This window comes from Saccharopolyspora antibiotica (assembly GCF_047200635.1).
Lineage (GTDB): Bacteria > Actinomycetota > Actinomycetes > Mycobacteriales > Pseudonocardiaceae > Saccharopolyspora_C.
In genome coordinates, this window is the sequence record NZ_JBJZOI010000004.1 from 100,116 (window position 1) to 112,361 (window position 12,246).

General features: G+C 72.9%; 11 protein-coding genes. 6 read left to right on the top strand and 5 right to left on the bottom strand.

All coding sequences use genetic code 11. The features are described 5' to 3' along the window. Positions 1-115: 115 nt before the first annotated feature. From ACL03H_RS03915 to ACL03H_RS03930, 4 genes are read right to left on the bottom strand one after another with little or no spacing between them, the layout of a single operon-like run. Positions 116-949, bottom strand: a complete 834-nt coding sequence (locus ACL03H_RS03915) for an HpcH/HpaI aldolase/citrate lyase family protein (RefSeq protein ID WP_412809671.1) — start codon at positions 947-949, stop codon at positions 116-118. Continuing rightward, positions 943-2,109 carry an acyl-CoA dehydrogenase family protein gene (locus tag ACL03H_RS03920; protein WP_412809672.1) on the bottom strand — a complete coding sequence of 389 codons (1,167 nt, stop codon included), beginning with the start codon at positions 2,107-2,109 and terminating at the stop codon, positions 943-945. The genes ACL03H_RS03915 and ACL03H_RS03920 overlap by 7 nt, the downstream gene beginning before the upstream one ends. After that, positions 2,094-3,323, bottom strand: a complete 1,230-nt coding sequence (locus ACL03H_RS03925; protein WP_412809673.1) for a CaiB/BaiF CoA transferase family protein — start codon at positions 3,321-3,323, stop codon at positions 2,094-2,096. The genes ACL03H_RS03920 and ACL03H_RS03925 overlap by 16 nt, the downstream gene beginning before the upstream one ends. Continuing rightward, a complete protein-coding gene (locus ACL03H_RS03930; protein ID WP_412809674.1) occupies positions 3,320-3,859 on the bottom strand; it encodes a MaoC family dehydratase in 540 nt (179 codons plus the stop codon). The genes ACL03H_RS03925 and ACL03H_RS03930 overlap by 4 nt, the downstream gene beginning before the upstream one ends. Positions 3,860-4,095: 236 nt before the next feature. Here ACL03H_RS03930 and ACL03H_RS03935 point away from each other — a divergent pair, with 236 nt between their 5' ends. The 4 genes from ACL03H_RS03935 to fgd all read left to right on the top strand — a co-directional run bounded on the left by ACL03H_RS03935 (position 4,096) and on the right by fgd (position 9,198). Then, positions 4,096-4,830 (top strand): FadR/GntR family transcriptional regulator, encoded by a 735-nt coding sequence (locus ACL03H_RS03935; protein WP_412809675.1) that lies wholly within the window; start codon positions 4,096-4,098, stop codon positions 4,828-4,830. Positions 4,831-5,124: 294 nt separating this feature from the next. Beyond that, positions 5,125-6,483, top strand: coding sequence for an MmgE/PrpD family protein (locus tag ACL03H_RS03940; protein ID WP_412809676.1), 1,359 nt, complete (start codon positions 5,125-5,127; stop codon positions 6,481-6,483). A 55-nt stretch (positions 6,484-6,538) separates the two neighbouring features. After that, on the top strand, positions 6,539-7,873 hold the full coding sequence (locus ACL03H_RS03945; RefSeq protein ID WP_412809677.1) for an MFS transporter: 1,335 nt from the start codon (positions 6,539-6,541) through the stop codon (positions 7,871-7,873). A 317-nt stretch (positions 7,874-8,190) separates the two neighbouring features. After that, positions 8,191-9,198 (top strand): glucose-6-phosphate dehydrogenase (coenzyme-F420), encoded by a 1,008-nt coding sequence (gene fgd, locus ACL03H_RS03950; protein WP_412809678.1) that lies wholly within the window; start codon positions 8,191-8,193, stop codon positions 9,196-9,198. 108 nt (positions 9,199-9,306) lie between these two features. Here fgd and bla read toward each other — a convergent pair whose 3' ends face one another. Next, a complete protein-coding gene (bla, locus tag ACL03H_RS03955) occupies positions 9,307-10,218 on the bottom strand; it encodes a class A beta-lactamase (RefSeq protein WP_412809679.1) in 912 nt (303 codons plus the stop codon). Between the two features lie 105 nt (positions 10,219-10,323). On the opposite strand from bla, the gene ACL03H_RS03960 reads away from it, so the two are divergent. Beyond that, positions 10,324-11,199 (top strand): LysR family transcriptional regulator, encoded by an 876-nt coding sequence (locus ACL03H_RS03960; RefSeq protein ID WP_459561767.1) that lies wholly within the window; start codon positions 10,324-10,326, stop codon positions 11,197-11,199. A gap of 137 nt (positions 11,200-11,336) precedes the next feature. Continuing rightward, positions 11,337-12,236, top strand: a complete 900-nt coding sequence (locus ACL03H_RS03965; protein ID WP_412809681.1) for a serine hydrolase — start codon at positions 11,337-11,339, stop codon at positions 12,234-12,236. Positions 12,237-12,246: the final 10 nt, after the last annotated feature.

Sequence of the window (12,246 nt, forward strand, 5' to 3'; positions counted from 1 at the left end):
CAAGGTGCGCGGGACTTCCCGCACCCGCTCCACCGGAACTGGGCAGGTTGCCCGGTCCCGCGGGTGAACGGACCGTCCGGCCGAGCGGTTCGGACGAACGGGCCGTTCACCCCGATCAGCTCGCCGGGGCGTCGGCCTCGGCGAGGGCGAGCACCCGGTGGGCGCGGTGCACCACCGGCGGATCGATCATGCGCCCGTCCACGACGAGCACGGCGAGGCCCGCTCGCTCCGCCTCCTCGGCGGCGCGCACCACGTCGCGGGCGGCGGCGACCTCGTCCGCGGCGGGGCGCATCGCCTCGTGCACCAGCGCCACCTGGCGGGGGTGCACGCACATCCGCCCGAAGAACCCGAACCGCAGCATCGCGGCGGTGTCCGCCCGGTAGGCCTCGGGGTCGTCGAGGGTCACCAGCACCGGCGCCGGTGGCGGGGCCAGCCCGGCGGCCGCGGCGGCGGCCACGATCCGGGAGCGCGCCCAGCGCAGCGGTTCGGGATCGACCTCCGGCGCGCAGACGCCGAGCTCGACGGCCAGGTCGTACTCGCCGAGGCTCAGCGCCGCGACCCGCTCCACCCCGGCGATCTCCCGGGCCTGCCACAGGCCGGCCGCGGTCTCGACCAACCCCAGCAGCGGGACCGAGCTGCGCGCCGAGACCTCACGGACGATCTCGGGCTCCGCCTTCGGCACGACGATCCCCGCGCAGGTCCGCGCGCGCAGCGCGTCGAGGTCGGCTCCGGTGCTGCGGCCGTCGTTGTTGATCCGCACCCAGATCCGCCGCGCCCGCTCGGGGTCCTCGTCGAGCACCTCGACCAGCGCGTCGCGGGCGGCGTCCTTGCCGTCCACGTGCACGGCGTCCTCCAGGTCGGCCACCACCACGTCGGCGGTGGCCGCGGCCTTGCGCACCCGGTCCGGGCGGTCGGCGGGGCAGAACAGCCAGCTGCGCGGATTCACCATCCGATCTTCCCCTTGCCGCTGGCCAGGGACTTCGCGATGACGGTGCGCATGATGTCGCTGGTGCCCTCGCCGATGGTCATCAGGATCGAGTCGCGGTAGAGCCGTTCGATCTCGAACTCCGCCGAGTAGCCGTAACCCCCGTGCACCCGCATCGATTCCTGCGCGGCCTGCAGCGCGACCTCGGAGGAGAACAGCTTCGCCATCCCGGTCTCCAGGTCCGCGCGCTCGCCGCTGTCGAGCTTGCTCGCCGACCAGTAGGACAGCAGACGCGCGGCCTGCAGCTGGGTGGCCATCTCCGCGATCCGGATCTGGATCGCCTGGAACTCCGCGATCGGCTTGCCGAACGCCTTGCGCTGCGAGGCGTAGGCCAACGCCTCGTCGTAGGAGCGCTGCGCGATGCCGAGGCTGCGCCCGGCGATGTTGAGCCGCCCGGTCTCCAGCGCCGACAGGACCTGCTGCATCCCGCGCCCCTCGACCCCGCCGAGCAGGTTCGCCGCGGGCACCCGCACGTCCTCGAAGACGACCTCGCAGGACTCGGTTCCCTTGTAGCCGAGCTTCGGGATGTCCTTGGTGACGGTGAACCCGGGCGTGCCCGCGTCCACCAGCAGCACGCTCATGCCCTTGTGCGCCGGCGAGGCGGAGCGATCGGTCTTCACCAGCACCGGCAGCGGATCCGCGTAGCGCGCGTTGGTGATCCACATCTTGCTGCCGTTGATGACGTAGTGATCGCCGTCGCGCTCGGCGGTGGTGCGGATGCCCTGCAGGTCGGTGCCCGCGTCCGGTTCGGTCAGCGCGATGCCGGTGCGGCGGGCGCCGGTGGCCAGGTCCGGCAGGTAGGTCCGCTTCTGCTCCTCGGTGCCGTGACGGTTGATCATCCAGGTGGACACCGAGTGGCTGCCCAGGATGCCGGCCACGCCCATCCAGCCCCGGGCGATCTCCTCGAACACGAGCGTGAACGAGACGAAGTCCGCGTCCACCCCGCCGTACTCCTCGGGGATCATCAGGCCGAACAGGCCGAGCTCGGCCATCTTCGCCACGATCTCGGTGGGGTAGCGGCCCTCGTGCTCCCAGTCCTTGGCCACCGGCACGATCTCGGTGTCCACGAAGTCCCGCAGGACTTGCTGGAACTGGGCCTGGTCCTCGTTCAGCCGGAAATCCACGGCGCGTCCTCCTCGGTTCCGAATGCGCCTTCGCCCGCCAGCCGGCGGAACTCGGCGTCCTGCACGCCCAGCAGGTCCCGCAGCGCGGCCGCGGTGTGCTCACCCAGGAACGGGGCCCGCTGGTGCTCGGCGCGGGGTTCTCCCGCGCGCACCGGCGAGGCGACCTGCTTGACCTGGCCGAAGCGCGGGTGCTCGGTGGTCACGACCATGCCGCGCGCGGCGGTGTGCTCCTCGCGCAGCGCCTGCGGGACGGTGTTGATCGGCGCGCACGGCACGCCGGCGGCCTCCAGGTCCGCGAGCCACTCCGCGGTGCTGCGGCGGGCGAGCTCGTCCTCGATGAGCTTCACGCAGGCCGCCGAGTTCGCGTAGCGGTCGGCGGTGGTGGCGAAGCGCTCCTCCGCCGCCCAGGACGGGGAACCCAGCACGGTCACGAACTTCTCCCAGAACTTCTGCTTCGCGCAGCCGATCACGATCCACGAGTCGGAGGTGGGGAAGTTCTGGAAGGGCACCAGGCTCGGGTGCGCGGAGTGGTGGGTCCGCCGCGGCTCGAAGTCGGCGTTGAGGTGCCAGGTCGCCAGGTAGGTGAGCATCCCGATGGCGGTGTCGTAGAGGCTCACGTCGCAATCCGAGCCGACGCCGTCGCGGCGGGCGCCGTGGATCGCCGACAGCAGCGAGATCGCCGCCACCAGGCCGCCGGAGTAGTCCACCATGGACAGACCGGACTTGGTGGGCGGCCCGTCGGGTTCGCCGGTCACCGACATCCAGCCGGCCAGCCCCTGCAGCATGTAGTCGTAGCCGGGCTGCTTCGCGCGCGGTCCGGTCATGCCGTAACCCGACAGCGAGCAGCACACGATCCGCGGGTTGATGTGTTCCAGGTCCTCGTAGCGGATGCCCATCTTCGCGGGGACGTCGCCGCGCAGGTTCGAGTAGACCGCGTCGCTGACGGAGACCAGCTTCTCGAAGACCTCCCGGCCCGCCGGGCTGGTCAGGTCGAGCACCACGGAGCGCTTGTTGCGGTTGAACGCCTCGAAGAACAGCGAGTCGCCGTCCTCGGCGTAGGGCGGGGTGAGGCGCCCGACGTCCCCGCCGAAGCGGGGGTCCTCGATCTTGATGACCTCGGCGCCCAGGTCCGCCAGGTGCACCGACCCGAACGGCCCCGCGCCGTACTGCTCCACGGCGAGGATCCGGACGTCCTCCAGCGGCAGCCTGCTCATGCCTGACCTCCGTGCTCGTCCAGCGACAGCGGGCCGTTCTTCGCGCTGGGGAAGGAGTCGATCGCCGCCGCGTGCTCGCGCTTGTAGATCAGCACCGTGCGGTCGAAGGACAGGCACTGGTCGCCCTCGGCGTTGAGGGCGCGGGTGTGCACGTTGATCAGCCCCGCGTAAGGCTTCGACTTCGATTCCCGCTTCCCGGTGCAGATCGACTCCCCGTAGAGGGTGTCGCCGACGTAGACGGGGTGGGTGAGCTGGATGTTGGTCATCGCGAGGTTCGCCACCGCGCGCTGGCTGATGTCGCTGACGCTCTGCCCGAGCAGCATCGCGATCGTCAGGCCCGAGTTGACCAGGACCTTCCCGAACGGCGTCTTCGAGGCGTAGTGCGCGTCGAAGTGCGCGGGATGGGTGTTCATCGTGAGCAAGGTGAACCAGGTGTTGTCCGCCTCGCTGATCGTGCGCCCGAGCGGGTGCTGGTAGACGTCCCCGACGACGAAGTCCTCGAAGTAGCGCCCTTGCTGACCTCCGTGCACGGCCACCGCCGCACCTCCTGTTCCTGCCGTCTCGCCGAAGCCCGCGACCGCGGATCGGCAGAGGCGAGCCGCGGCGGGAACCTCCCGGAGTATGCGGCGGACCACAGCTGCGGCGCAATATGTCAGACAATTAGATTCGCGCCATCGGTCCGCGCTGGGCGGTGTCCCGTACCCTGGATCGGTACCGGTCGGTGGCGCGCGCGTCGCCGGGCGGGCCGGTCGACGAAGGGGCGGAAACGACGATGGCGGCCCAGCGAGACAGCGGCTCGGCGCGACTGCGGGTGCGCCCCGTGCAGGCGGCCTACCGCCAGGTCGCCGAGCAGCTGCGCACCCAGATCGTGAGCGGCGCGCTGCCGTCCGGCTCCCGGCTGCCCAGCGAGACCGAGCTCGGCTCGATGTTCGGCGTCAGCCGCAGCACCGTCCGCGAGGCGCTGCGCCAGCTCGCCAGCCAGCACCTCATCGACACCACCCGCGGCGTGACCGGGGGGAGCTTCGTCGCCTCCCCGGACGCCGGGGCGATCGCCGACAACCTCGGCGGCAGTCTCGGGCTGCTGGTCAACTCGCGGACCATGTCGGTGGATCACCTGCTGGAGGCGCGGCTGCTGCTGGAGCCCTACGCCGCCCGGCAGGCCGCCGAGCGCGCCACCCCGGAGGACCTGGAGGCGCTGGCCCGGACCGTGGGCCGCACCGGGCACCTCGACCCCGACGACGGCTTCACCGTGCACTGGGACTTCCACACCACGCTCGTGTCGATCAGCGGCAACCCGCTGCTGCACGTGATGTGCAGCCCGATCAACGCGGTGCTGCGCGGCCGGATGCACCGCGACCGGGTGGGCAGGCAGGCCTGGGAGAGCATCGACGAGGACCACGCGAAGGTCTACGAGGCGGTCGCGGGGGGCGAGGCGGAGACCGCCGAGACCCTGGTCCGCGAGCACCTGCTCGGCCTGCGTCCCCTCTACGAGCGCATGGAGGACTGACCTCCCGCTGCGTGCGCGGCCCGGCTGTTCGGGCCGTCCGGTGCCTCGCCGCCGGTGGCGGATCCGGGGCCCGTCGCGACCGGTGAGCTCGCCGCGGCTCGCTCGTTCCCCCGCAGGTGGGAGGTCTTCCGCCGGGTGGCGCGTGGGCTCTCCGGAGGATGGGTGGGCACATCCCGAGGAGAAAACGTCAGACTTTTGTCTTGATGGAACGCCGGGTGGGATTGCACACTGTGCGCACCGGATGCGCCGCGCATCCGCGGGGTCATCAATGACGAGGCCAGCAAGGAGGCGCCCATGCCTGCCATCGCGGACGTTCTCGGGGAGTTCGCCGCACGCACGACGTTGCGGGACGTCCCCGACGAGGTCCTGGACCGCGCCCGGCACCTGGCGCTCGACTCGGTCGGGGTCGCCCACGCCGCGGTGGACCAGGAGTTCGCCCGCCGCGCGAGGCAGGCCGCCGCCGCGCTCGGGCCCGGGGACCAGCCGGTGATCGGACTGCCCGACCGGCTCGCCCCGCGCGAGGCCGCGCTGCTCAACGCGGTCCTGGTGCACGGACTGGACTTCGACGACACCCACCTGCCCGCCATCACCCACGTCTCGGCCACCGCGCTGCCGGTGAGCATCGCCGCCGCCATCCAGCACGGCCGCTCCGCCGAGGACCTGCTGCTGGCCTACGTGCTGGGCATCGAGATCACCGCGCGCATCGGCACCGTGGCGCACGGCGGCTTCCACTCCGCCGGGTTCCACCCGACCGCCCTGGCCGGGGCGTTCGGCTCCGCGGTGAGCGCGGCGAAGCTGACCGGGCTGGACGGCGCGGGCATCGCCGAGGCGCAGCGGATCGTGGGCTCGATGGCCTCCGGGCTGCTGGAGTTCCTCACCGACGGGGCGTGGACGAAGCGCCTGCACCCGGGCTGGGCGGCCACCGGCGCGCTCACCGCCGCCACCTTCGCCTCCGTCGGCTGGCCCGGTCCGAAGGAGGTCTACGAGGGCCGGTACGGGCTCTACGCCACGCACCTGCGCGACGCGGAGTGGAACGCCGAGGAAGCGCTGGAAGGCCTGGGCGAGCGGTGGGAACTGCTGTCCACGGCGGTGAAGCCCTACCCGAGCTGCCACTTCACCCACGGCTTCGCCGACGCGATCCTGGAGCTCAAGCGGGCCGAGGGCTTCCGCGCCGACGAGGTCGAGCGGATCCGCTGCCTGATCCACCCCACGCCCGCGCACGCCGTCTGCGAACCGCTGGAGCGCAAGCGCACGCCGCAGGACGACTACGACGCGAAGTTCAGCCTGCCGTTCATCGCCGGGGCCTGCGTCGCCCGAGACCGGCTCACGCTGAGCGAGTTCACCGACGAGGCCCTCGCCGACGCGGAGATCCTGCGCCTGGCGCAACTCGTGGAGATCGCCGACGACCCGGAGAGCCGCTTCCCGCAGGCCTACTCCGCGGAAGTCGAGATCGAGCTGACCGGCGGCCGCCACCTGCGCCGCCGCGAGGACGTCAACCGCGGCCACACCGAACGGCCGCTCACCGAGGCCGACATCCGGGCCAAGTTCACCGACAACCTGGGCGAGAACGCCCAGGGCACGATGCGCCACGTGCTCTCGCTGGGCACCGGCGGCAGCGCCGCCGACTTCGCCGAAGCGCTCCGCGCCGACTGATCACGCGCTCCGGCGCGCCCTTCGCTCATCACGCACATCCCAGGGCGGTACCTCCATGCCTGACACCGCAGCACACTCCGCGCGCGAGGACGGGCCGGTCTCGACCGGCCGCACGCTGTCCCCGGCCCGGATCGCGGGCTCGTCCCTGCTCGGGACGCTCATCGAGATCTTCGACTTCATCATCTACTCGTTCATGGCGGCCCTGGTGTTCGGGCCGCTGTTCTTCCCCGGCGCCTCGCCGTGGATGGGCACGCTGGCCGCGCTGGCCACGCACGCCGTCGCCTTCGGGATGCGGCCGCTGGGCGCGCTGCTGTTCGGCAAGCTCGGCGACAGCAGGGGTCGGCGAGCCGCGCTGCTGACCTCGATGCTCATGATGGGCGGGGCGACCGTGGCCATCGGCCTGCTGCCGCCGTTCGCGGTGGCCGGGTTCTGGGCGCCGGTGCTGCTCGTGGCCTGCCGCCTGCTGCAGGGCCTCGCGGTCGGCGGCGAGTGGGGCGGTGCCGTGCTGGTCGCCGTGGAGCACGCCGAACCCAAGCGCAAGTCGCTCTACGGCGCGTTCGTGCAGCTGGGCACCGTGCTCGGCATCGGGCTCGCCAGCGCCGTGATCCTCGTGGTGAGCCTCTGGGTCAGCGACGAGGCGTTCCTGTCCTGGGCCTGGCGGGTGCCGTTCCTGGCCAGCGCGTTGCTGATCGCCCTGGGCCTGGTGCTGCGCCGCAGGCTCGAGGAGACCCCGGCGTTCCTCGCGGAGCTGGCCAAGCGCGAGCAGAGCCCGCGCGAGCCCCGGCCGACGGTGCGCGCGGTGTTCCGCGACAACGGTCTCGCGCTGCTGGCGGGCTCGCTGATGTGGTCGGCGCCGTGCTCCTACCTGTACGTGCTCATGACCGGGCTGGTCGCCTACACCAAGCAGTACGTGCCCGGGCTGTCGGCCACCAGCGTCCAGCTGGGACTGCTGCTCACCTCGATGCTGCTGGTGGTGCTGACGATGGTCAGCGCGTTGAACGCGGACCGCTGGGGCCGGGAGCGGCTCACCATCGGGTCCGGGGTCGTGCTGATCCTGTGGGCGTTCCCCGCGCTGTGGCTGGTGGACAGCGGCGGTTTCGGCGCGATGCTGCTGGCGATGCTGGTCGGCACGGTCTGCTACGCGGCGTTCAACGGGGCGGTGCCCTCGCTGCTGTCGGAGCTGTTCCCGGTGAACGCCCGCTACACCGGAACCGGGCTGTGCATCTCGTTCGGCACGGCGGTCGCGGGCGGCCTGCTGCCGATCGGCGCGCTGGCCCTGGTCGGCACCTTCGGCGGATCCTCGGTCCCGCTGTCGCTGACCCTGGTGCTGTGCGGGGTGATGACGGTGCTGGGCGTGGTCCTCGCCAACAGGGTTCCTCGCCACCGCTGACGCCGGACGCACGCGCGCCGACCGCCGCCGGGACTTCCCGCGGCGGTCGGCGCGCGTGCGGAGCCCGGTCGTCGGAGCGCTCGGGAGTCGCGGGCAGCGGCGTTCCGACGCCCCGTGCTCGGTGCGCTGCTGCCGGTGAGGGCGGTGCGGGATTCGCTGTGACCGTCCTCATGATTCGAGCCGCTGCCCAGTGCCCCGGCGGATCCGCGTGCGATCCTGTGCGACTGTTCGCGGACTGCGCGCGATGCGGAGCCCGAGGCGTTCGACGACACGACCGCGGCGGTCGGTGCGGCCGCGGTGATGGGTGAGAGCGAGACATGAGCATCAAGATCGGGTACAAGGCCTCCGCCGAGCAGTTCAACCCGCGCGACCTGGTGGAGTTCGCGGTGCAGGCCGAGGAGCACGGCCTCGACAGCGTGATGGTCTCCGACCACTTCCAGCCGTGGCGGCACAACCAGGGCCACGCGCCGTTCGCGATGTCCTGGATGAGCGCCGTCGGCGAGCGGACCTCGCGCATCAGGCTGGGCACCAGCGTGCTCACCCCGACGTTCCGCTACGAACCGGCCGTCGTGGCGCAGGCCTTCGGCACCCTCGGCTCGCTGTACCCGGGGCGGGTCATGCTCGGCGTCGGCACCGGTGAGGCGCTCAACGAGACCGCCGTGACCGCGCGCGAGTGGCCGGAGTTCAAGGAGCGGTTCCGCCGCTTCCGCGAGGCCATCGACCTCATCCGCACGCTGTGGTCCGAGGATCGGGTCAGCTACGAGGGCGAGTACTACCGCACCTCGAACGCCACGATCTACGACCGCCCCGAGGGTGGGGTGCCGATCTACGTCGCGGCGGGCGGGCCGATGGTCGCCAAGTACGCGGGCCGCGTCGGCGACGGGTTCATCTGCACCAGCGGCAAGGGCATGGAGCTCTACACCGACAAGCTGCTGCCCGCCGTCGAGGCCGGGGCGGAGGCCGCCGGGCGGGACGCGGCGGGCATGGAGAAGATGATCGAGATCAAGCTCTCCTACGACCCGGACCGCGAGCGCGCCCTGCAGAACACCCGGTTCTGGGCACCGTTGTCGCTGCCCGCCGAGCTCAAGCACAGCCTCGCCGACCCGGAGGAGATGGAGCGGGCGGGCAACGAGCTGCCGATCGAGCAGGTCGCCACCCGCTGGATCGTGGCCTCCGACCCGGAGGAGGTGCTCGCCGAGGTGAAGGCCTACGTCGACGCGGGCTTCGACCACCTCGTCTTCCACGCGCCGGGCTCGGACCAGGGCCGCTTCCTGCGCGAGTTCGGCGCCGACGTCGCGCCCCGGATCCGGGCCCTCTGCGGCTGATCTGACCCCGCCCCCCTCGCCGCGAGCCCCCCTCGCTACGGGCGGGAGGGGGCACCCGCGCTCCGCGGCCCGCCGCCCGATCCGCTCGGGCTGCGGGCCGCGGTGCGTTCAGCTGAGTTCGGCGGTGACGACGCGGGCCGCCTCCGCGATGAGCGCGTTGTCGTAGTCCGCGTCCGGTTCCGCGCGGTCCGACAGCACCGAGAGCACGATCGGCGCCCGGTTCGGCGGGTGGACGACGGCGATGTCGTTGCGGGTGCCGTAATCGGCCGCCCCGGACTTGTCGCCGACCCGCCACCCGTCGGGCACGCCCGCCGGGATGAGCTCCCCGGTGATGGTGTTCGCGCCCATGATGTCGGCGAGCAGCGCTCGCTGCGGCTCGGGCAGCACGTCGCCGGTCAGGTAGGTGCGGAGGTCCCCGGCCAGCGCGCGGGGCGTGCTGGTGTCGCGCGGGTCGCCCGGCGAGGTGCGGTTGAGGTCGGTCTCGGTCCGGTCGGAGCGGGTGGTGGTGTCACCCAGCCCGCGCAGCGCGGCCGTGAGCCCGGCGGGCCCGCCGATCTCGCGGAACAGCAGGTTCGCGCCGGTGTTGTCGCTGTAGCGGATCGTCGCGTCGATCACCTCGCGCAGCGTGAGCCCGTCGGCCACGTGCTTCTCGGTGACCGGGGAGTTGTCGACCAGGTCCTGCTCGGTGTAGTGGATCCGCCGCTCCAGGCCGGCCATCGAGTTGCGGCGCAGCACCTCGCCGGCGGAGAACACCTTGTGCGTGGAGGCGAAGGCGAACCGCTCGTCGGCGCGGAACGCGACTTCCCGGCCGGTGCCGGTGTCCAGCGCGTACACCCCGAGCCGGGCGTCGAACCGCCGCTCCAGCTCGGAGAGCGCCCGGTGCGTCCCGTCCTGGTCCACCGCCACCGCCTGCTGCGCCGCGGACGGTGGCGGTGGTGCGGTGCCGGGGCCCGCGCAGCCGGTCAGGGCGAGCACGGCCAAGGCACCGGCGGTGACGAGGCGGAAGCGGTGCTGGAACACGGGGGAATCCCTTCGTTCGCGGAATCGGTTCGCCCAGTCTGCGGAGGCCACCCTCATGCTGTCCAAGACAGTTCTGCGCACTTCCATGCCGGATCGGCATATGATGTGGATGTGGACTTGGTGGGCGGGGCGCGGGCGTTCGTCGCGGTGAGCGAGGTCGGCAGCTTCACCGGCGGTTCGGCGGCCGCGGGCATCCCGCAGCCGGTCGCGAGCCGCCGCATCGCCGCGCTGGAGCGGCACTGGGGAGAGCGGCTGTTCGACCGCTCCGCGCGTCGGGCGCGGCTGACGCCGTTCGGTCGCGAGCTGCTGCCCCGGGCCCGGCAGCTGGTGCGGCTGGCCGACGCGCTGGAGCAGGACGCCAGGCGCGCCCGGCTGCGCCCGCTGCTGATCGCGGTGCCCGGGCTGTGCCCGACCCGCGCGCTCGCGGAGCTGGACGCGGAGGCGCGGGCGCACGAGCTGTTCTTCGAGTTCCGTCCGGCAGCACCCGCCGAGCGCCTGGACCTGCTGCACGCCCGCGACGTGCGCGTGGCGCTGCTGGCGGTGCCGCCGGACGAGGCGAGCTGGACGGTGCCGCTCGGGGTGGCGGGGGCGGTGGACCTGCACCGGGGGCCGGTGCACCTGGACTCGCTGCGGGTGGGCCGCTCCGGTCGCGCACCGCGCCGGACGATCCGGATCCAGCCGGAGGACGACGTCCCGCACGTGCGGGACCGGCTGCTGCGGCAGCGCGACGCGGTGGGACTGCCGCCCAAGCAGGTCGTGGTCGCGGACTCGCTCAGCGGCGCGGTCGCCGAGGTGCTCGGCTCCGCCGACCTGCTGCTGTGCTCGGCGGCGCAGGCGGTGGAGTTCGGCCTGCACTGGCGCCCCCTCGCCGAACCGGTCCTGGCGCGCGGCTACGAGCTGCGCGCCGAGGTGGCTCCCGACGCGGACCGCCTCCGCGTCCCACTGCACGAGGCCCTGGCCCGCTGCCTCGGCGCGAGCTGACCGGTGGTCGCGCCGCCGGGGCGCGGGCGCCCCTCCGGAACGGGCGCCCGGCGGCGAGGGCGCACCCGGGGCCCGGCCGAGGGCCCGTCCGGAGGCGGGCGGTGGGCCCGTACTGTGACCGGGGCGAAGGGGGAGCGGTGCACGCGCAGGGACTGATCAGCGAGCTGGTCGCGGAACTCGACGACGGCGGGCTGCGCGGCTCGTTCCTGGTGCGGGACCTGCGTTCGGGCGAGGAGCTCGGCATCGACCCGGAGGTGGTGCTCCCGGTCGCTTCCCTGATCAAGGTCCCGCTGGCGGTGGCCACCGCCGAGCGGATCCGGCGCGGCGAGCTCGACGGCGCCACCGAGGTCCTGGTGCGACCCGGGCGGATCACCACCCCCGGCCCGACCGGTCTGAGCCGCTTCCGGCACCCGGCGCGGGTGGCCGTGGACGACCTGCTCTACCTGGCCGTGTCGATCAGCGACAGCGCCGCCGCCGACGCGCTGTTCGATCTCACCCCGCCCGCCGAGGTCACCGCCATGCTGCGGGAGTGGGGGCTGCGCGGCATCACCGCCCGGCACCTGATCGGCGAGCTCACCGAGACCCCCGCCGAGCGGTTCGACACCGCCGACGTGCACCTGGCGCACGCGCTCGCGATCCGCGGGGGCACCGGCGGGCGCGGGCACCCGATCCCGCAGCTCGACGTGACGCGGGCGAATTCCGGTTCGGCGCGGGACTTCGCGGACCTGCTGCAGGAGCTGTGGGTGCCGCGGCGGATCGACGCCGGGGTCGCCGCGCGGGTGCGGGAGCTGCTGGGCGCGAACCTGATCAGGCAGCGCCTCGCCCCCGATTTCAGCTCGGACGCGACCACCTGGTCGTCGAAGACGGGGACCGTGCTGAACCTGCGCCACGAGGTCGGCGTGGTGGAGCACGCCGATGGCCGGGCCTTCGCGATCGCGGCGCTCACCGAGTCCCGGGTCCCCGCGGCGTCCCAACCCGAGGCCGAGGCGCTGATGGCGCGGGTGGCCCGGGTGATGCGGGACCACCTCCGGCGCTGACCGGGCCCGG